Below are 21,733 nucleotides of genomic sequence, written 5' to 3' on the forward strand. Positions count from 1 at the left end.
GTTACCAATTACGTTAGGTATCAGTAATCAAGTTCTTATAACTATTTTCTCTTCTATTTCACTTGTAATACAATTACCAAGTATAGCTTCTGTAATGAGTAATGCTTTTTTATTATCTTTCAACTCATATAAAAGGAAGTAGTTTTTGCTACATTTCATTTACAAAATCGTAATCCCTCAAGTCTAATCCTATTTAATAAGTAATAAAATGAAAAATCAAAATAAACGAATGCGAGTAGGAGAAGGAAGAATTAGTGGAGCCATATCCATATTTCTTGGTTCTTTATCTTTAGCGGGTATTTTGTGTTTTAAATTCCCAGAACAGTTAACTACCCCAGAATTTCGTGAATTGTATACGGCAGCGATGGTAGAGAACCTTCTGCTAGGCGCAATTGTCGCCACCTTTCTTTTTGCGTTAATCAGCATTTTACTGAATAAAAATAGGAATAACGCGGTTATTGGAATTGTCTTGGGAGTACTTGCTATTGCCGTGGGAGGATTCACGGTAGAAGGAAGGGCAGTAGAAAAAGTAAACTGGAGTGTTGGTTTAGATTGGCTTATTTTGGATTTGTTAATTATGGCTTTGCTATTTGTACCTATAGAGCTTGCATTTCCAAAAAACAAATTTCAATCTAAATTTCACGATGAATGGAGAACAGACCTTATTTATTTTGGAATAAGTCATTTAGCCATTCAATTGTTTGGAATTTTAACTAAAAAACCTGCTGTGGCATTTTTTGGTTGGATGAATTTAGAGCAAGTACATGAATGGGTTTCAGGTTTGCCTTTTGTAGTTGAGTTGTTCTTAGCCTTACTGGTGACCGATATATTTCAGTATTGGGCACATAGGTTTTTTCATTCTCATCATTACCTATGGAGATTTCACTCCATACACCATTCCACAGAAAACATGGATTGGCTTGCAGGTTCGCGTACCCATTTTATAGATATATTCTTCACTCGAAGTATATCATATATTCCACTTTATGTATTGGGTTTTTCTACCTTGACATTCAACGTATATATTGTTTTTATTGCAATTCACGCGGTATTGATTCATTCTAATACAAGCATCAATTTTGGTTTCTTAAAGTATATTATTACCACCCCACAATACCATCATTGGCATCATTGTGAAGAACCAGAGCACTATGGAAATAATTTTGCAGTTGTGTTTCCTTTTATTGATAAGCTTTTTGGCACCTATTATCTTCCTGGCAAAGAATGGCCCAAAGGAACTGGATTGGTAGATGCTTCTTTCCCAAAAGGATTCGCTAAACAACTTATCTTCCCATTTACTAAAAATCCATTTAAAAATGATCTTTTACCAGAAGAGAGGAGTAAACGATAAATAAAAAGCAAACGGGTATCATTATTAAAAGCTTCTAAGAAACAAATACGATGAAAAGAACCGATGTAGTTCTTTAAAATTAATTTATCTTCCAATATAGAAATTTCCATTCTTGTTTTAATATAATTTATCACCTCTCATTTGAGTATTCTTATCTTACCGTTAAAGTAGCGTCCATTTTGTGCGATTTCCATAAAAATGAATCTGTAGAACCATCTATCTTTTAACGTTGCTTGTGAATATCACCACCAATGAATAACTTTGGTAAGACAGCATTTGAAATACTAAGTATATGAGATTTAGGTATTATTTATACATTACTTGAGTCCTAACTTTTTTATGGATGCTAAAGAATAATATGCTGTTTTGAGCAAGGGGACACTTTTGTCTTTGCTGTTATAATCAATAAAAAATATGAGTGCGAAAATGAACGTAAAAGGATTTGATAAAATATTGGAAGACAAAAAAAATATTCTCTCCTGTTTCCAAGAGATGTTAGTAAACATTAACGAAAACAATCTTAGTAATTTCATTGAATCATTGAATGAAACCAACGAAGATGGGAGTAAAATATCTGATGAAAAAATAATACAATCCTTTGGGATCTATTTCCAACTGATGAATCTTATTGAAGAGAATGCCGCGATACAATTTAATAGACAGTTGGAGAAAAATTCTGGGATATCTGCCATACGAGGTTCTTGGGGAGAAACTTTTAAAATATGGGAAGAACAGGGTATTGATAAAGATAAAATGATTAGCGTGATATCCTCAATTCAGGTTTGTCCGGTGCTTACAGCACACCCTACAGAAGCAAAGAGAGTTACCACCTTAGAAATACATAGAGAATTGTATTTATTATTAGTGCAAAATGAAAATTCCTCTTATTCACCAACAGAAAAAAAAGCGATTCGTGATAAAATAATAAGTTTATTGGAGCGATGGTGGAGAACGGGTGAAATTTATCTGGAGAAACCAGATTTAAGAGATGAACGAGCTAATGTAGTACATTATTTAAGCAAAATATTTCCTTTGATATTGGAAGCTAGCGACTTGAAGTTAAAATGCGCTTGGTTGGAAATGGGTTTTGATCCTCATAAATTGAAACAGGTGGAACACTTTCCAAAATATAGTTTTGGGAGCTGGGTGGGAGGAGATAGGGATGGACATCCTTTTGTTACTCCCCAAATTACAAAAGACACACTTCTTATTCATCGTAAAGCGTCTTTAAACATCATTTATCATCATGTTTTAAAATTGGGAGCTGAACTGTCTTTATCTTCCAAACTCAATCCTACCCCTGAAATATTAACTAGCACTATTACTAAGTATGCGGAATTATTAGGCGATAAAGGGATAAAGGCAATAAAACGCAATCCTTATGAACCATGGAGACAGTTTGTTAATTTGATAGCCATCAAACTTGAAAACACCATTTCGGGAACCTATAGTGATTCTAAACTTTTCTATAGAAGTAGCAGAGAATTGCAAAAAGACTTGAAATTAATCAGGGAGCTTTTAATAGAGATTAATGCAGATAAAATTGCCGAAAATTTGTTGTTTCCTTTAGAACGAATTGTACAGAGTTTTGGATTTCATTTAGCGAAACTGGATATACGCCAGAACAGCGAGTATTATGAAAAAGCAATTACTCAAATTCTGCAAAAATCAACATTAGAAAAGACCGATTTTAAAAATTGGGACGAAGATACCCGCATGGGGTTTTTGAATAAAGCAATAGAATCACCAGAGCTATTAACAAATATTACGATATCTTATGGAGAGGAAGCAGATAATGTATTGGACTATTTTAGAGTTTTAAGAGATCATAACATTCTCTATGGTTCTGAGGGAATTGGTTCTTTGATTGTTAGTATGACAAGAAGTCAAAGTGATTTGCTTATGGTGTATCTGTTTATGAAAGAGACCCAGCTTTTAGAGACTAGTTTGCCAGTGGTGCCCTTATTTGAAACCATAGAAGATTTAGATAATGGAGCGCAAATTTTAGATAAATTTTTAGATCATCCAATAACGAGAAAAAGGCAAAGACTATTACAAGACTCTCAAGAGGTGATGGTGGGTTATAGCGATAGTAATAAGGACGGTGGAGTACTGGCCAGCAAATGGAATCTCTACAACGCCGAAAAAGCGCTTTCAGAAATAGGGAGAAAACACAATGTTAAAGTATTTTTCTTTCATGGTAGAGGAGGTACTATTAGTAGAGGTGGAGGTAAGTATCATCGCTTTATAGAGAGTAAACCGCTTGGTTCGGTTAACGGTAAAATAAAGTTAACAATACAAGGAGAGTCCATATCACAACAATTTGGAAATCTTTTGACAGGAACCTATAACTTAGAAATGTTAGCTTCTGGAGTAGCGCTGCATAGTTTACCTCCTGCTGCTCGTACTGAAGAGAATAACTATCCAATAAAAACATTAGAATGGTTATCTGCTAAATCAATGCAACATTATAAGGATTTAATTAAAGATAGCGATTTCATGCAATTTTTTAGCGAAGCAACTCCTATTGATATTCTAGAACAAAGTAAAATTGGTTCACGACCAGCAAGAAGAACGGGAAAAAGGTCGCTACAAGATTTAAGAGCCATTCCTTGGGTATTTAGCTGGAATCTATCGAGATTCACACTTACTGGATGGTATGGAGTAGGAGCCGCTTTAAAAGAATTAAAAGAGCAGGATAATAACAAGTTTGAAGATTTAAAAAAATCAATTTCTTCTTGGCCCTTCTTAAAGTATTTACTTATCCAAACAGAAACCAATTTGTTAATTGCCAATCCTGAAATCATGAAAATGTATGCTGAATTGGTTACCGATGAAAAGGTGAAAGGCAAATTTTTAAACCTGATCCTGTCTGATTATGAAGAGGGGAAACGCCATATTGAGTATTTGCTGGGTGATAGCGTAAGTGTTAGAAGAACAGGACAGCTTAACACCTTAAATATTAGGGAAAAAGAATTAAAGGTTTTGCACAAACTACAGATAGACTCCATCAAAAAATGGAGAAAACTAAAAGAAAAAGACGATCCTGAAACGGGCAAAATGTTGCTAAAACTATTACATATTATCAACTCATTGTCTGGAGGATTAGGAAGTACAGGATAAAAATAGCGCTTCAAAAAGTGAATAAAATTACATGTATATTTTTTAGAATTCTTTTTTGATCTGTAAAAAAACCTTAGATTTAGTAAGTAAATAAAAAGTATATCTATCATTGCTAGGAAAATTATAGGTGAAAATCAAAAACCTGAAATAAACAAAATATGAATTCTCCCGCTAGTAAAAGGCTAAAAAACAAGAGTCTATTAGTTTCTAGTGAGCCTTCTCAATTGCAGAGTGGGAGTGAATTTCCTTTTCAGTTTGTAGATAACCGCATTGCTGCCCAGCAATTGAAAAAACTAGAGGTCATAGCAAATAAAAACCCTAAGACATTACAGTTAAAAGCCTTTCAAGAAATAGCTAACAACAGTCCAAAAGCCAAGCAACTGGCTCAGTTGAAGATTAGGGTAGCTAATTTGTCTAATCAAGAACACCAACCTATTCAGAAAAAGGAAAGTCTGGAGTCTACTGCGAAGGAAAATAGAACGGGGCTTCCAGATAATTTGAAATCTGGTATAGAAAATCTTTCCGGCTATGCTATGGATGATGTGAAGGTGCATTACAATTCTAATAAACCAGCCCAATTGCAAGCACATGCTTATGCACAAGGAACCGATATTCATTTAGCTTCGGGTCAAGAAAAACATTTACCTCACGAGGCTTGGCATGTAGTACAGCAGAAGCAAGGAAGGGTAAGACCAACACTACAGATGAAAGGTAATGTAAATGTGAATGATGATAAAGGGTTGGAAAAAGAAGCTGATTTAATGGGTACAAAGGCTTTTCAGTTTGTAGAGAACCAAACTCAAACTATTGCACAGAGAAAACTGAAGGAGATCGCCAATAATAGCCCACAAGTTAAACAAATGGCTAAATTACAGCTTGTTGCTAATAATCATTCCGCTTCTAATTTTTCACATAAAACATTTTCTCAGGGAGTAATTCAGTTAGCAGCCTATATAGATGTAGATTCAGGAGGTACTATTACTTCAGTGAGTTTAGATGAACGTCCTAGTAAATTTCGGAAGTCTACATTGAGCGCTTTAGGACCTGCCCCTAGTAGTGGAATGCACCGCTGTCATGAAGAACCATCAATGGGAATGCAGGCAAGAATTATATACAAGTACACGAACAAACAATTAGCTACTGTTGCTGCTGGGTTTGGAGTATCAACACAGGCCGAAGTTGAAAAGGCAATTTGGAAAGAATATCTAGATGATTATCATGAACCGGACAATCTTCATTGGGGAGGTGGTTCAGCAAATAGCAGTGATGGAGCAAAAGCAAGAGCGCTTAGAGATGCCCTGTTTAAAGATGATCTTGGGCAAGTTACATATCCGTTAACCGTAGGAAGCAATACATTTAATGATAGGACAGAACTTGAACAAGAAGCTATTACTTTTGGTATTGATACTACAGATCCAACAAAGAAAGCCGCAATAGAGGCTAGCTATCGTAGTGAAGGTTGTACAATTCTTTGAGGCAAAAAGGAGTGAGCTTTTGAAGCCAGAGTGATGTGCAAACAATTCATAATTGGTATAGATTTAAGCAGTGCTAAAATATACAAGACAAACACCATTAAAATAGGTGTTGATTCCTATATAGATTTTATCCCTCGCAGTTTACTTTAATTTTTTTTGGATAAAATAGATAAAAACGCCCAAAATTTAACACCATGAATCTTAAACAAATCATGAAATGAAAAACATACTAGTTGTAGGAGTGCTATTTTTATTTTTTGCATGTGAGAAAAGAATGTTGAAGAATAATCAATTACCAATTTCACCTAAACAATGGGAATTTGCTAGTTTTGAAAAGGTAGATAGTATTAACCCTATTTTAAAACCCACACCAAATTTGAAATTTGATTGCCCAATATCTAAAAGACAAATGTATTGGGAAGAGCGTAATGTATTAAATCCGTCTGCTGTAGTAAAAGGAGATAAGATTTACCTATTTTATAGAGCACAAGATTTAAATGGGACTTCCCGAATTGGTTTAGCAACAAGTTCAGACGGTCTTCATTTTAACAAATCTCCAAAACCTGTTTTCTATCCTGATAACGATTTCATGAAAGCATACGAGTGGAATTATAAGAAACTCTTGAATGACAATTTTTTAGCAGACTGCACAAACTGTTATTTTGATGGGGTAGAAGATCCTAGAATCATAGAAACTATTGATCATAAATATATAATGACATATACCTCCTATGATGGGAAAACCGCTAGGTTAAGTATTGCCTCTTCTACAGATTTAATATCTTGGACTAAACATGGATTAGTCTTTAAAGATGAGAAATATAAAGACAAATGGTCTAAGTCTGGTGCCATCGTTGTTGAATCTATTGGGGGCAAGAATATTGCAAAAAAGATAAACGGAAAATACTGGATGTATTTTGGGGATACTGATATATTTTTAGCTAGCTCCGAAGATTTGATTAATTGGAAAGTTAGTGAAAATGAAGAAAATCAGAAAATGATTTCGGTTTTACATCCGCGAATGGGTTATTTTGACAGTAGATTAGTGGAGCCAGGTCCATATGCCTTATATAAAGAGGAAGGAATTTTGTTAATATACAATGGGAGTAATGCTGCTAATTTTAACGATCCAGATTTATCTAAATTCACCTATGCTGCGGGTCAAGCTTTGTTTGATAAAAACAAACCCTATAAGTTAATTGATAGAACCAAAAGCTATTTTATACATCCTGATAAAGACTATGAAAAAGTGGGAGAGGTAAATGAAGTTTGTTTTGTAGAAGGATTAGTTTATTTTAAGAACAATTGGTTTCTTTACTATGGGACTGCCGATTCTAAAATTGCTGTTGCGGTAAGTAGGGAAAATAAATAATTAAAAATGGTGACTTCAACGTGTAAATTGACCAAAACTGTCAATACCTTTTGTACAAAGCGTTAATTACCTTTAAAGAATGAAAAACTGAATTTATTACTATTTTGAATTTACGAATGATAAAAAATAAATTTATATTTATTATAATTTTCATGATAAATCTGACCAACGCTCAAAATAGTGCTGATATCATAGGCATGTATAGTTTGGGAGCCTCCTCTCCAGAAGGAGGAAGTCATTTATTAGTACTGGAAAATAACAACTACGCTATTGCATATTTTGGAGGGATACAAACTGGGAAGTGGAAAATCACACAAGAAAATACCTATAAGTTTACCCCTGATAATAAAGAAAGTAGGTTTGAACTATTTGGACGACATAATAAAGTTTTGAAAAATGAAACAAAAATCTTTTTTAGCGGTTTTGAAGATGACCAAACATTTATCCAATTAAGAACAACAAAAGAAGATGAATATATTATGCAACAAGTATTTAATACAGATGCTAATTGCTTTTCTTTTCCTTATGTTCATACGTTTAAAACCATTGCAAATAGTATTTCGTTACTATTTAAGAGGTATCAAGAAGAGGCTAGTCCAATATTTTCATTTAAAAACCCGGAAGGCTACAATGATTTTGTAGCAAATTTCATTCAAGTAGATAGATATGATTCCCAGCCATTTTTTACTGTATTTAAAGACGATAAACTTTATTTTAACGATCATAAGTTTGCGCAACGAAAACCTTTAGATGAAAATCATGAGGATATTGAATTTATAAAAAATATTATGGATAAAGAGCTTCATAAAAACACCATATATCTCAATCCATTTTATAATACTTTTAAAGAAGATATTCATGAATACCATATATTCAATGAACAGAAAAATGCCTTTATTGATAAGGAATACTATGTGGAAGATGAAGAATATAGCAATACGGATGATTCCTTTGAAAGCATGTCTATAATTTATGCTTATAAGCTTTTAAAAGAGTTCACCAAAGAACCAGTAGAATATAAAATAAATAAAAGTTCTCTGTTCCAAGCTAATTGCGACTAAAGAAAATTGGACTATAGTTTTTGCATCATATAAATAATAATTTTAAAGCTGTAAAAGGAATGACAAAGGTGTTGTTTACATGCATATTGAGTTCTTAGAAAACAGTTATTTTAATTCATAACAATACGTTGGTTGGCTATAGGAATCTTAAACAACGTTTGAATTGTAATTTCATTGGAAATATTGCTAATGAACGTCAGTTCTACATAAACAAGAATTAAAATCGATTTCGAAATTGTCTTTTCTTTTGGTTCATTTTCTTTGGACAAGCAAAGAAAATGAACGTAATAATCTAAAAATAAGATTATTAAATTAAAATAGTGTAAAAAAAATTTAAATTATATTTTATGAAAGTTATATCGAACTCACGTTTATGAAATTAAAATGGATATTTTTAAAAACATTAGATAAAAATAGCGTCTTAATTAATGGTGGCTTACGGTTTTATGCCAATCCCCTTTTATGATACTTAACATGAAAAAGAAAACACAAATCCTGAAAAATTATTTTGAATTTATAGAATCTAAAATTTTATCTGTAGAAGTTGACACGGAAATCATAGAAGAGATAAAAAAAAATTTAAAAGAAGGCTATGAATTTATAAAGAATCATGAATGGGAAATTGCATTTGAGAATCTCTCAGCTGTTCTTGTAGAACACTCAATAATTCTTGATAAGAAGGGCATTGAAATTGCTAAAGAAATTATTAAAGAGTGTGGGTTAGATAAAAAATGGGAGTTTGATTTAAGAAGAATAAATTCGCTAGGCTATACCACTAATAGTTGGAAGTTAATTGATGCTGAAGAACTAGCGAAAGAATACAAGTATACATTTTACAAGCCCAGTAAAGAAATAACTCAAAAGCTTAAAATTGGAAATTTAGTTAAATTGATTTTCTATTTTGAATCTATTAATGAAGAACATCCTTCAGCGGAAAGAATGTGGGTTAAGATTACAAAAATTAATGATAATCAATTTGCAGGGACTCTTGACAATCATCCTTTTTATATACATGAATTACAGGCTGGTGATATCATCAACTTTGAACACAAACATATTATAGACCACGATTTGGGTATATCTGAACCTAATCTTGCAGATAAATATTTTGATAGGTGTTTTGCTACTAATAAGATTCTTTATGAGAATGCACCCATAAATTATTTCTACAGGGAAAAACCTCTTGAGAAAGATGAAAAAAAGGATTATATAGATACTGGTTGGAGGTTTTTGTCTGGTGATGAATCTAAAGAATATATGAGTAACTTAGATAATATAAGTCTAGTTTCCATAGGTGCTGTTTTATCTAATGATGATTCGTTTATTCATCTTTTAGAATCTGAGATAGGCACAAGTTTTGAACGAAATGAACAAGGAGAATTTGAAAAAATTGAAGAATAAGTGTCTATAAACAAACGTAAGTTTGGTTGTAAATACATTTTATACTAAAATTAGTACCTTTAACTAATAGTTTATGGAGTTTTCTATTAAAATCTGAGTAAACAACTTTCAAATCGTCAGCATAACACAAACCTTTTTGAATTATATGAAAAATCTTTCCTTCGTAATCATAATCATATGTATCGTTTCGCTTTGCTCCTGTCATAAAGAACTAACTTGTGAAGATTTTAAAATAGGTACTTTTATTATTCCATCAGATTCTATTAGTGATTTTAAACATACTATAATTAGAACAAGTAAATATCAATTAGAATACCCTAAAGGAACTGAGGACAAAGAGGTAGTTTACGGAAAACTAGAATGGATTGATGAATGTAGCTATAGAATTACCTATGACGAATCGATGGGCAAATTGAATGAAACACAAAGAGTGATAAATAGAAATAACGGAATCCTTATTAATTCTATAAAAATAGAAGAGAATTGTATGGAAATTATGATGACTTTAAGTCTTTCAAATGGAGAAAATATAGAACAAATAGGTAAAATTTGTAAAGAGTAATATTCTTCAGTTTAAGAATTATGGTATAAGCATTAATTTCTGTGGTTTCCAGTGAACTTTGTATATTTTATTGGCAAACTTAATGAAGGTGAAAAAAACAAAAATCTTCTCTGTTTACTATTCAAAAAGAAATGAAGTAATCATAAAAGATTTTTGTTTATAAATGTTTCAAATACTAAACCACAAGAAATTAAAAACTTTTAGTTCTTCTCAGGGGTTTTTTCTTATCTTCTTTAGTTTCAAAATTGGGAAGATTGCGTACTTCTGCTTTAAAAGAATCTGTAATTCCTAAAGCAGGAATCGGTCTGGATTTTTGACGATTTAGAGGCTCTAAAAATCTACCTAAAGTTCTAGGCATTTTCTTAGCCTTTTCTACGGCTCTTCCAAATCTATCAAACATAGTAAGTCTCTCCCGATGTTTATTTTTTGGAATTAGTAAAGTTTTAATGTCTTTTGGTGTAAGTTTTGAAAATGATTCCTTGTCTAGATTCGTTAGCAATTTATTCATATCAATATTGCTCTCAGCAAAAAGAACAGATAAAAAGGTAAGATGGTCAATGCCCATATCTGGGTCTTTTATAAGCTGCTTCATCTTTTCATCATTTCTGGCAAGGTCTGCCATTTCCTGATCACAAGACTTAAGGTGGAAATCTATAAATAGTTCTTTTATGGTATCATTTAACTGATCCTCGGGCATTTCCGTTTTAGCATTCTCAGGTAAATTTGCTAAGATATACGTGCCTACCTGAGAATTATAAAGAGAACTATTCTTAAACTCTTTTGAGAGATCTACCAGAGAAACCCCTGAAGTATTTACAGATATTTTGGGTTCAAAATCAAAACTAGGACTAGATAGTGCAACTTTCGCACTAAGATCTATGTCTACACCCCTTGTTACGTTTAATACTGGTTGAACTACTTTTTCTTCTGTATTAGTAATTCCAAATCTTTCTTTAACTTCTGTTAATTCTTTTGCTGTTTGAGTTACTCGTTCTCTTTGCGCTTTAAACATTTTTGAGTTGGCCTGTGCAAAAGCAAAATTGGCAATGGGAAGATACTTTTTATTAGCCTTTGAAAGTTTTACAGTAGAAATTCCTGTTGCCAAAAGTCCTGCAACGCTCCCTGCCATTCCAAGTACTCCCATTCCTAATCCTATGGCTAGTGGAATTCCAACAACGGTAGTAGCCAAGCCAGCAACTCCAAGTGCGGTACCCATTAAAAAAAGTCCCATTAGTGGTTTTAGTGCTCTTACACCAGTTTTGGTTACTTTACGGGTTTTATTTGATGTCTCCAGTCCTAAATCTCTCCAATTGTTGGCCCCGCTAGTACCTCTTATTAATTCTTTAATAGTCTCATTATTTTTTTCTACTTTAGTATATGTTTTTACAGTTTCTATAAATGCTGTTTTGGTAGCTTCTGTTTCAGATAGGGTTCCCTGTTTAATAAGTGAATCCCTTAAATCTTCAAAAAAGCCTTTGTAACTATTCTTTTTATCCAGATCTTCTTTCACCAAATCATTTCCTCCATCCAAAGTCATTGAGCTAATGGCAAATTGTACCTCAACGGCTGCAGAAACAGGTCTTTCTACCAAATTCCATTTTAAAGAATCGGCTACTTTTGTTCCTGCCATCGCTCCTAATTTTGAAGTGGCTTTGGAAATGGTTTTAGTGATCGCTTTAGGGCTTGTGTTGGCAGGATACAAGGCCTCTTCAAATAATATTTTTCTAAAAAAATCGAGGTCTTTTTGGTCTATATCATTTGATAATGGATTAGTAGGATCATCCATTTTCTCCTTAAAACCATTTATTTCAAATAGCTGTTGAAAAGTAGGTGATAATGTAATGTTTTTATATCCTATTCCTTCTTCTTCTCCTATAAGCTCCGGAGCAGATTTTCCAGAAGTGATTCCTTCAAGAAATTCGGAGCTATCTTTACAAGCGCATTTCCATAACCCTTGATCATGTTCATGGAAAGGATCTGCTTTTACAGAAAAGACAGGAACTCCTGATTGTATTTTTTGACCTAATTCTCCTAAGTTTTGAACAAGTTCTGTGCTATTCCCAAAACATAATACTTCCTCTATATTAACATCAAACTCTCCAAAATTTTCTCTCATAGTCTCGTAGCTTGTATCCAGATCTGTTTTAGCCAAATGAGGCCCCAGTAATTCTGGTAAAGTGCGCTCTTCTATGAGTTCGTCTATATTCATTTCTTGATTAGCTTCTGTTCTAAAAGTTTTTTCAAACTGTTTCTGGTTTTCTTGGGATTTAGCTAATCTTTCCTTCCATAGTTCCTGAAGTTCTGTTTTTAAAGCCTCCTGCTTGGCATCAGAGTCTAAACCCGCTACTACAACCCGCTCTAAAGGACTGGCGTTAAAAGTTACCTTGGCAAGTTGCTTAATATTAGTTTCCGAAGCTTCTAAAATAACCAATCTTGCTCTATTAGAATACGAGTTAATCCAAGCATTAATATCCATTTTATATTCCTCATTAGAACTAATTTTAGCTCTGTTTGCTTGATTTACAAAAAGATCCATGGTATAGCCTAACTGCGCACCTCTATTAATTTTACCTTCCGGTACCCTTCCATCGAGTTTTACATCATCTTCCATTTCCATAGAACTCATTTTATTCAGCATTTTTCTCTTTGCAGAACGAGTCACTCTATTTCCTGTAGGTAAGTTTTCCTGAATAAGCTGTATTTGATTTTGTCGATTCTGTTCTCGAAGACCATCAATTCCATTAGATTTTAGCTTTTCTTTAATTTTATTTAAAGCAACGACTACTTGTGTATCTCGTTCTCTTTGTGCGTAAAACATTTTTGCATTAGCTTCTGCAAATGCTGTATTAGCCCTAGGCAAATGTTTTTTATTAGCTTTTATTTGAAAATACATTGAAATAGCCGTTGCAGTGGTTCCAAGAGCACTACCTCCCAAACCAGCAATTCCCAAACCTAAGCCCACAGCTGCTGGAAGTCCAACTCCGGTTAAAGCTAAGCCTACAATACCTATAGCAGCTCCAGTTAGAAAAAGTGGCATTAAAGGTCTTAAGAATTTAATCCCTAAGCTATTTGCTTCTTTAACTCTATTTGTAGATTCAAGACCTAAGTCTCTCCATGCTTCGGCTCCTGTTTCACCGTGTACAAGTTCTCTTATAGATTTATTGTGTTTTTCAATAGCGGTATAAGCATTCACCGTTTCTGCAAATGCTATTTTAACAGCCTGTTCTTTTTCAATACTATTCTCTACTAGGGTTTGTAACAAATCTTCGAAAAATAACTTATAGGAGTTTTTCTTATCCAGATTCTCCTTAATCAAATCATTCCCTCCATCCAAAGTCATTCCTCCTATGGCAAATTCAACCTCAACCGCAGAAGATACAGGTCTGTTGACCATATTCCATTTTAGTGCCTGTGATACTTTGGTAGCTTTCATTGCACCCAGTTTTGAGGTAGCTTTAGAAATAGTCTTTGTAATAGCTTCCGGACTAGTACCTGCCGGATACAAAGCCTCATCAAACAAGATCTGTTTGAAAAAATCCAAATCTTTTTGCGCTACTTCATCAGCACTTGAAAATTCTTGATTGCGCATCTCTTGTTGCATTCCATCAATAGTAAATAAATTTTGGAAGGTAGGTGAGATAGTTATATTGTCATAGCCTGTTTCATTACTTGACCCGATTAATTCTGGGGCAGATTTTCCGGAAGTGATTTGCGCTATAAATGCTTCTGCATCTTTACAAGCGCATTTCCACAGCCCTTCATCGTTATCTTGGAAAGGAGTGGCTTTAACAGAAAAAACTGGAACACCTGCTTGAATATTTTTTCCAAGTTCTCCTAATTTTTCAACTAACTCATTACTGTCTCCAAAACATAACACTTCCTCAATATTTACCTCAAATTGAGGAAATTCCTTTTGCATTGTTTCAAAGCCTACATCTAAGTCTGATTTAAATAAATGAGGGCCTAACAATTCTTCAAGACTGCGTTCTTCAATTAATTGGTTCAAATCAATATATTGGGTGTCTTGTGAACCAAATATTTTTTTAAACTGTTCTTTATTATCCTCAGCAAACTCTGAATTTTCTAGCCGGTCCTTCCATAATTTTTGTAATTCTTTTTTTAGTAATTCTTGCTTTTCTGAATCCAATCCGGCTATTACAACCCGCTCTAAAGGACTTGCGTTAAATGTGGCTTTAGCCAAACTGCTAATGTTGTTTTCAGTAGCTTCTGTAATTACCATACGCGCTCTACTAGAAGAAGAATTGATCCAGGCATTTATATTTCTTGAAAATTCCTGCCGGTAAGTTTCTATATCTTGATCTGCTTGGTTGTTAAACAGATCCATAGTGTAAGATATTTGTTTATCTCTATCTATAAATCCATGTACTCTTCCATCTATCGCTCCCTCTTTATCTTTAATGGATTTCATTTCCTGAATTAATTGATCTTTAATTTCGCGGGCCAACATAATAATAGTTTTTAGTTAACAATTTTTTAAGTTTTAAATTTGATACATTCGAGAAGAAGTAAACATATTTCTACTTTACCCCCATGGGTGTTTTAGCCAAATAACAATAGAAGCCTAAATTGTTAAAATTTACGGATTACCGTATTATATCTAATTCAATAAAAGATCATTAGTTTTATTGAATTGTTAAAATTCTTTAACACTATTACTGTATTCGTAATTCTGAGGCTGATTGACCGTTTTTAATTTTTTTTAAAAAAGTTTGCTATAATTTTACGCGCTTAATTGATAAATAAAATAAAATGAAACACCTAATTAAAGTGCTTTTTATATGCTTTATAGGAATGGGAGCAGCACTTGCCCAGACACAAATTTCGGGTACCGTAACAGATCAATCTGGAGAGCCTCTAGCAGGGGTTAACATTGTAGAAAAAGGAACTAGCAATGGTATCTCTACAGATTTTGATGGTAATTATTCAATCACCGCTAGTAGTGATGCAACCTTAGTATTTAGTTATATTGGGTTTGTTACACAAGAAGTTTCGGTGGATGGAAAAACAACTATTAATGTATCCTTAGTAGAAGGAATGCAGTTAGACGAAATTCAATTGGTAGGGTCTAGAAGTCCTAAAAGAACAGCAACGGATACTGCGCTCGCAATAGATGTTATTGATGTGCAAGAAATAACAACACAATCTGGACGAATTGAAATAAATGAATTATTACAATATGCGGCACCTTCCTTTAATGCCAATAAGCAATCTGGTGCAGATGGTGCAGACCATATAGATCCAGCAACTTTACGTGGATTAGGACCGGATCAAACATTGGTTCTTATTAATGGAAAAAGAAGACACACTTCTTCGCTTATTAATATATTTGGTACTCGTGGACGAGGAAATTCAGGAACAGACCTTAATGCAATACCTGCTTTTGCTATTAAGCGTATTGAGGTATTAAGAGATGGAGCTTCTGCTCAGTATGGTTCTGATGCAATAGCTGGTGTTATTAACATCGTGCTTAAAGACAATACAGATGTAGTAAATGGATTGATAAGCTATGGAGCTTACAATACGAATGCTAAGGGAGATTTTCCAGCAGGCACACCAAATACAGATGGAAACCGACTTGATACAGATCAAGATGGAAATGTAATTGGAGATGATAGAAGTTTTGATGGAGGTTCTTTGAAAGTAGCGGCCAATTATGGTATTAAAATTGGAGAAGAAGGCTTTGGTAATTTCACCATGGAATATATAGACAAGAACAAAACCCTAAGACCGGGATATGATTTTAGAAGAGGTTTTGGTGAAGCCGCTATTGTTGGCTTTAATTTCTTTGGAAATGTTGGTATTCAGGTAACCGATAACACACAAGTGTATGCTTTTGGTGGACGTAACTATAGAGATACAGATGCATATGCGTTTACAAGAAATGGGGGAGAAAGAGTAGTTACTTCTATTTACCCTAATGGATTTACTCCAAGAATTACGTCAAATATTTTGGATAATTCTATTTCTGTAGGAGTAAGAACTTTAACTGCCGGAGACTGGAATATAGACATTAATAATACATGGGGTAAAAATAGCTTTCATTATTTTATAGAAGGTACTTTAAATGCTTCTTTAGAAGAGGCTTCTCCAACAGAATTTGATGCTGGTGGGCACAGTTTGAGTCAAAATACTACCAGTGTGAATTTTTCAAAGTATTATGATGAGGTTGCTAGCGGATTCAACCTTGCATTTGGTATGGAATACCGTACTGAGAATTTCATCATATTTGCTGGTGAACCTGGTTCGTATGGCACCTATGATACCAATGGTTTAATTATTACAGATCCAGCAAACCAACAACAGCCTACAGATCCAGATTCAGGAGAGTTACGTCCAGGAGGTTCTCAAGGTTTTCCAGGGTATAGCCCAGCTAATGAAGTAGATAGAAATCGTTCTAATTTATCACTGTATGTAGATACGGAACTTGATATTACAGATAATTTCTTATTAGCAGCTGCAGCAAGATTTGAAAATTACAGTGATTTTGGAAGTACTTTTAATGGAAAATTAGCCACTAGACTTAAAGTAACAGATAATTTTAATTTAAGAGGATCTGTAAGTACGGGTTTTAGAGCACCATCACTAGCTCAAATTTATTATAACTTAAGATTTACAGATTTTCAAGGTGGTGTAGCTACCGAAAGTTTGTTGTCACCAAATAACAGTCCTGTTACTGCAAGTTTTGGTATAGGTAGGTTAAAGGAGGAAACTGCATTTAATGCGGCTGTTGGATTTACAGCTACCTTTGGTAATTTTACCGCTACCGTTGATGGATATCATATAACGGTAGATGATAGAATTGTTCTTACTGGAACTTTTGACGCGAGCTCTCTTGGAGTGAATGTAAACGAAGCGCAGTTTTTTGCAAATGGTGTGGATACAGAAACCACTGGTCTTGATGTAGTTTTATCTTACAAAACCGCACTTGGCGAAGGAAATTTTGGAGCGACTTTAGTTGGTAATGTGAATAATATGAGCATTACATCTGTTAATAATGGGGCATTAGACGAGCAAACTTTCTTTGGCGAAAGAGAAAAAGCATTTTTACTAGCTTCAGCTCCTGATTATAAGTTTGGATTGAACCTAACTTACGCAATTAATAAATTTGATGTAGCTTTAGGAAGTACACATTTTAGTGAAGTGGTTCTTGTTGATTTCGCAGATACGGAAGATGTGTATGATCCTAAGACTATTTTTGACCTTAACCTTGGCTATGCCTTAAGTGATAATTTAAAACTTAGTATTGGAGGGAATAATATCTTCAATCAGTATCCTGATCAGCAAAATGATTTTGAAACAGAATCTGGTGGATATTGGGACGCTGTTCAAATGGGATTTGGAGGTGCTTATTACTACGCTCGTTTAGGGTTTAGCTTCTAAAAGTAACTTTTCAACATTATTTTAAAGCCATTGGAATCGCTCCAATGGCTTTTTCATTAAATAGAAGACCAAATAAATTAGAAAAATAGAGGTACTTCAACCTATTCTAAGTATAGAGTTGGATAATTTTTTCCTGCAATTATTCAAATTCTTTTTATCTTTCAATTAATTTAGGTAGATGTACCCAAGTGTAAAAAATCATTCAAAAATTGGTAGCTATCCCGCTCTTGTGAAGACAGGGGGAGGTTATGTATGGGATGATGTACTTGAATACAGAGTCTGGTGTCATCCAGAAAATGGCGCTGAGGATTTGGAAGAGGGTAATGACTATTATTATATGTTTGCTGATTTTGAGGAAGCCTTAAAATTTTCAAAAAATACCAAGGGAGCAGATCGACCGATCGCTCTAATTTTGCAAAAAGAATACATTGACGAACCCAAACCAGGAATATTTATTCATAAAAAAGAGGAAAGGTTAACGGAATGGCCTGTGGAATTTTTAAAACGTCCAAGACGGACTAAAACCACAATTCCAGATTTCTTGGCTCCAGATGCCCCAAAAAACAGATTAGATATTATTAGGGGGATACAATAGTTCAGTCCTCTTTAAAGGAAAACATATTTTTAATTGATAATCAATCAGTTCTAAATTCTTGCTATTTAAATTTCTTATTGATATTCTATTTGAAAGTAGGATACCGAATTTTATCTCTTTTTTGTTTTTAATTTCCTTTTCAACTGTACTTATTTTACAGCTCTAATTAATTATAGGAAGTAAATAGTAAAAATCATTAATTCCCACAGACAAATTTGCTGCTATAATTGTATTTGAAGAATATAGATTATAGTATTATCCTAAATTACTTTTTTATTTATAGGTTTTTTCTTATTATTTTTTCTTAATTTTATTAGATTATCAATAATGAATCCTTACTTGCCTTCATTTATTATTGAGAAATATTTTGTATTCATATTACTACAAACTTGTTAGATTCCGCCAAAATGAAACCATTCAGTTTAATTGCTTACGTTCTTATTAGTATTACTTTATTAGTAAGTTCGTGTGCTAATGATGACAGTTCACCTCCTATAGATAATTTTGATCGTGCCAAAATGGATCTTTTATTTTCCACTCTGGAAGAAAGAGATTTAACCATGGGAGCTGCATCCATTTTTAAAAATGGCAAAGAAATCTATCAAAAATCTTTTGGTATGGCAGACCTTGCTAATACTATTGCCATAAATTCGCAAACCAAGTTTAAAATTGGATCCATCACAAAAACCTTTACAGCTGCAATGATTATGCAGTTGGTGGAGGAAGGCAAATTAACCTTAAACACCCTTCTTAGTGATTACTATCCAGAGATGCCCAATTCATCAGTTATAACTACTGAAAATCTATTGAGGCATAGAAGCGGTCTTTTCAATTATACAGATGATCCAGATTTATTAAACTGGGGAACACAACCAATTACAGAAACAGAATTTATAGAGCGCTTTACACAATATGGAACTATACATGAGCCAAATGTTTTTTCTACCTATTCCAATACTAATTATGTGATTTTAGGATTTCTTATAGAAAAAATTGATGGAAAAACTTATTCAGAAGCTTTGAAGGATCGAATTACAGATCCTATTAACCTTACTAATACTTATTACTTCGGAGAAACTATCAATACTTCTAACAACGAGTGTTTATCTTATGGTTATTGGAATGACACTTGGAATCTTGCACCTCAGATTCATGCAAGTGTTTCAGCGGGATCTGGTTCTATTATGAGTACTCCTACAGATTTAAATATCTTTTATAATGCCCTTTTTCATGGTGGTATTGTATCTCTGTCTTCTCTTGATGAGATGACTAAATCAATTAGTAATATAGTGTGCATTGGTTTATTTCCAAACGTTATACGTATTGTAAAACCTGATTTTGGTCATTATGGAGCTATTGATGGTTTCAATTCCGTAACTGCCTATTTTCCTGAAGAAGATCTCTGTATGTCTTATATATCTAGTGGAATAAATTTTCAAAACTCTACTGATCTTGAGAAATTTAACTTACCGTATGCCCCATTTGATATCTATTTTGGCTATAACTATACTATTCCATTAGAATGATCTTAAACCAAGACTAATTATTAGTTGCCATTTGTAAACTTCCCTCCCTCATTTAAACATTAATTACTAAAAACTCTAACAAAATGAAACAATTCAATTTAATTACTTCCTTCCTTATTAGTATTACTTTATTACTAAGTTCATGCGCTAATGATGACAACTCAACCCCTAAAGATGATTTTGACCGTGCAAAAATGGATCTTTTATTCTCAACTCTTGAGGATAAAGGTTTTTTGATGGGAGCTAGTATATCTATTTCTAAAAATAACAGAGAGGTATATCAAAGATCTATTGGTCTGGCAGAATTTGATAATACGATTCCCATAAGTTCACAAACCAAGTTTAAAATTGGATCTATGACAGAAACCTTTACAGCTTGCATGATCTTGCAGTTGGTGGAGGAAGGTAAATTAGCCCTAAATACACCACTTAGCAATTACTACCCAGAAATGCCTAATTCATCAACCATAACTATTGAATACCTCCTGAGACATAGGAGTGGTCTCGTTAATTATGTCTATGATCCTGATTTTTCAAACTGGGGAACACAAGCAATCACTGAAGCTGAATTTATAGAGCGTTTTATAGAATATGGAACTAGTACTGAGCCATATACCGTATTTGAGTATTCCAATACTAACTATGTGCTTTTAGGGTTTATAATAGAAAAAATTGATGGAAAATCGTATGCAGACGCTTTAGAAGATAGAATAACCAATCGTATTAACCTGTCTAATACCTATTATTATGGAGAGACCATTAATACTACTAACAATGAGGCTTTATCTTATGATTATTGGAATGACACTTGGAATCCATCACCTCAATTTCATGCCAGTGTTTGGGGTGGAGCCGGAGCTATTATGAGCACTCCAACAGATTTAAATACTTTTTATGAGGCGCTGTTTGAAGATAAGATTATAACGGAAGCTTCCCTAAGTGAAATGACTAAAAATATTGATTGGAGCGCTGGTATGGGAATATTTTCGGGAATGACGATATCAGGAAAGCCCTTTATTGTGAATTTTGGGGACATAGACAATTTTTCATCTATAACATTCTATTTTCCGGAAGAAGATGTATGTATGTCTTATATAACCAACGGGTTAAATTTTCAGAGGTTTGATGAATTTTTAGAATTTAATATACCAATTGCTTTTATAGATATTTATTTTGGAGAAGATTATACGATTCCAATTGGGGAATAGATAATGATACCTTATTGATCTTTTTAGAAATCCTCATCTTATTATTCATTTTTATTCTTCTTACTGGGAGATGTATTTAAATGATAGGACGCGGATTTTTAAATTATAAAGAAACTGTATAAAGTTCAAAAACAAACCAAAAGGAATCTTTTAAAAAATCTATAAATTTGATTTTAAAGTATGTGGATAACAATAGCAAAATACAGTATTATCTTATTTGGAATGTTCTTAATTTATGCAGGTTTACTAATGCTTTTTGCTCCTAAAAAGGCAAGGCAAGTTCTTAGAAAAGCTGGGAGTACCAACTTGATTAATTATGCTGAAATAACCATTAGAATGCTTCCGGCAATAGGTCTTATTTTATACGCTTCCCTTTCTAAATTTCCAGAGGTGTTTAAAATAGTGGGATGGTTTATGTTAGGAACTTCTTTGGTATTGTATTTTGTTCCCAGAAAGCTTCATCATGGGTACGCATTAAAATGCGCCGAAATACTTAAACCGAAATACTTTCAATATATTTCACCCTTATCATTTCTGTTTGGGAGCTTTTTCATTTACAGTGTCCTTTAGTCAATAAAAAGATCCTTTTCCATGTTTTATAACATATGTACTAATTGATGAGTAAAAAATAATCCGATGATTTACAGAGAAAGATCAT

General features: G+C 33.3%; 13 protein-coding genes. 12 read left to right on the plus strand and 1 reads right to left on the minus strand.

Annotated elements, in window-relative coordinates:
* Window positions 1–208: 208 nt before the first annotated feature.
* From WBG07_RS06015 to WBG07_RS06045, 7 genes are all read left to right on the plus strand, one after another.
* Window positions 209–1,351, plus strand: coding sequence for a sterol desaturase family protein (locus WBG07_RS06015; RefSeq protein WP_340199618.1), 1,143 nt, complete (start codon window positions 209–211; stop codon window positions 1,349–1,351).
* Between the two features lie 426 nt (window positions 1,352–1,777).
* Complete coding sequence (locus WBG07_RS06020) at window positions 1,778–4,474, plus strand: phosphoenolpyruvate carboxylase (protein WP_340199619.1); 2,697 nt, start codon at window positions 1,778–1,780, stop codon at window positions 4,472–4,474.
* A gap of 158 nt (window positions 4,475–4,632) precedes the next feature.
* Window positions 4,633–5,949, plus strand: coding sequence for an eCIS core domain-containing protein (locus WBG07_RS06025; RefSeq protein WP_340199620.1), 1,317 nt, complete (start codon window positions 4,633–4,635; stop codon window positions 5,947–5,949).
* Between the two features lie 217 nt (window positions 5,950–6,166).
* Window positions 6,167–7,321 carry a glycoside hydrolase family 130 protein gene (locus tag WBG07_RS06030; RefSeq protein ID WP_340199621.1) on the plus strand — a complete coding sequence of 385 codons (1,155 nt, stop codon included), beginning with the start codon at window positions 6,167–6,169 and terminating at the stop codon, window positions 7,319–7,321.
* A 152-nt stretch (window positions 7,322–7,473) separates the two neighbouring features.
* The gene (locus tag WBG07_RS06035) at window positions 7,474–8,382 is read left to right on the plus strand and encodes a hypothetical protein (protein WP_340199622.1); all 909 of its coding nucleotides are present in this window, start codon (window positions 7,474–7,476) and stop codon (window positions 8,380–8,382) included.
* A 474-nt stretch (window positions 8,383–8,856) separates the two neighbouring features.
* Window positions 8,857–9,783: an immunity protein Imm33 domain-containing protein gene (locus WBG07_RS06040; RefSeq protein ID WP_340199623.1), complete on the plus strand. Its 927-nt coding sequence runs from the start codon at window positions 8,857–8,859 to the stop codon at window positions 9,781–9,783.
* A gap of 145 nt (window positions 9,784–9,928) precedes the next feature.
* Entirely contained in the window at window positions 9,929–10,345 is a 417-nt protein-coding gene (locus WBG07_RS06045) for a hypothetical protein (protein WP_340199624.1), read from the plus strand.
* Window positions 10,346–10,535: 190 nt separating this feature from the next.
* On the opposite strand, the gene WBG07_RS06050 is transcribed toward WBG07_RS06045, so the two are convergent.
* A complete protein-coding gene (locus WBG07_RS06050) occupies window positions 10,536–14,813 on the minus strand; it encodes a hypothetical protein (RefSeq protein ID WP_340199625.1) in 4,278 nt (1,425 codons plus the stop codon).
* 302 nt (window positions 14,814–15,115) lie between these two features.
* Between WBG07_RS06050 and WBG07_RS06055 the strand changes: the two genes are divergently transcribed.
* The 5 genes from WBG07_RS06055 (at window position 15,116) to WBG07_RS06075 (ending at window position 21,645) form a co-directional block, all read left to right on the plus strand.
* On the plus strand, window positions 15,116–17,746 hold the full coding sequence (locus tag WBG07_RS06055; protein WP_340199626.1) for a TonB-dependent receptor: 2,631 nt from the start codon (window positions 15,116–15,118) through the stop codon (window positions 17,744–17,746).
* Between the two features lie 178 nt (window positions 17,747–17,924).
* Window positions 17,925–18,341, plus strand: coding sequence for a hypothetical protein (locus WBG07_RS06060; RefSeq protein ID WP_340199627.1), 417 nt, complete (start codon window positions 17,925–17,927; stop codon window positions 18,339–18,341).
* Between the two features lie 407 nt (window positions 18,342–18,748).
* On the plus strand, window positions 18,749–19,867 hold the full coding sequence (locus WBG07_RS06065) for a serine hydrolase domain-containing protein (RefSeq protein WP_340199628.1): 1,119 nt from the start codon (window positions 18,749–18,751) through the stop codon (window positions 19,865–19,867).
* 83 nt (window positions 19,868–19,950) lie between these two features.
* The gene (locus tag WBG07_RS06070) at window positions 19,951–21,075 is read left to right on the plus strand and encodes a serine hydrolase domain-containing protein (protein WP_340199629.1); all 1,125 of its coding nucleotides are present in this window, start codon (window positions 19,951–19,953) and stop codon (window positions 21,073–21,075) included.
* Window positions 21,076–21,255: 180 nt separating this feature from the next.
* On the plus strand, window positions 21,256–21,645 hold the full coding sequence (locus WBG07_RS06075) for a hypothetical protein (protein ID WP_340199630.1): 390 nt from the start codon (window positions 21,256–21,258) through the stop codon (window positions 21,643–21,645).
* The last annotated feature ends 88 nt before the right edge of the window (window positions 21,646–21,733 follow it).

This window comes from Ascidiimonas meishanensis (genome assembly GCF_037782385.1).
GTDB classification, from domain to species: domain Bacteria; phylum Bacteroidota; class Bacteroidia; order Flavobacteriales; family Flavobacteriaceae; genus Ascidiimonas; species Ascidiimonas meishanensis.

What these genes read in the sequence shown, in the direction of transcription:
- WBG07_RS06075 (WP_340199630.1), top strand. Translation starts at nt 21,256, where the DNA reads ATGTGGATAACAATAGCAAAATACAGTATTATCTTATTTGGAATGTTC.
- WBG07_RS06045 (WP_340199624.1), top strand. Translation starts at nt 9,929, where the DNA reads ATGAAAAATCTTTCCTTCGTAATCATAATCATATGTATCGTTTCGCTT.
- WBG07_RS06055 (WP_340199626.1), top strand. Translation starts at nt 15,116, where the DNA reads ATGAAACACCTAATTAAAGTGCTTTTTATATGCTTTATAGGAATGGGA.
- WBG07_RS06025 (WP_340199620.1), top strand. Translation starts at nt 4,633, where the DNA reads ATGAATTCTCCCGCTAGTAAAAGGCTAAAAAACAAGAGTCTATTAGTT.
- WBG07_RS06030 (WP_340199621.1), top strand. Translation starts at nt 6,167, where the DNA reads ATGAAAAACATACTAGTTGTAGGAGTGCTATTTTTATTTTTTGCATGT.
- WBG07_RS06070 (WP_340199629.1), top strand. Translation starts at nt 19,951, where the DNA reads ATGAAACAATTCAATTTAATTACTTCCTTCCTTATTAGTATTACTTTA.
- WBG07_RS06020 (WP_340199619.1), top strand. Translation starts at nt 1,778, where the DNA reads ATGAACGTAAAAGGATTTGATAAAATATTGGAAGACAAAAAAAATATT.
- WBG07_RS06015 (WP_340199618.1), top strand. Translation starts at nt 209, where the DNA reads ATGAAAAATCAAAATAAACGAATGCGAGTAGGAGAAGGAAGAATTAGT.
- WBG07_RS06060 (WP_340199627.1), top strand. Translation starts at nt 17,925, where the DNA reads ATGTACCCAAGTGTAAAAAATCATTCAAAAATTGGTAGCTATCCCGCT.
- WBG07_RS06050 (WP_340199625.1), bottom strand. Translation starts at nt 14,813, where the DNA reads ATGTTGGCCCGCGAAATTAAAGATCAATTAATTCAGGAAATGAAATCC.
- WBG07_RS06065 (WP_340199628.1), top strand. Translation starts at nt 18,749, where the DNA reads ATGAAACCATTCAGTTTAATTGCTTACGTTCTTATTAGTATTACTTTA.
- WBG07_RS06040 (WP_340199623.1), top strand. Translation starts at nt 8,857, where the DNA reads ATGAAAAAGAAAACACAAATCCTGAAAAATTATTTTGAATTTATAGAA.
- WBG07_RS06035 (WP_340199622.1), top strand. Translation starts at nt 7,474, where the DNA reads ATGATAAATCTGACCAACGCTCAAAATAGTGCTGATATCATAGGCATG.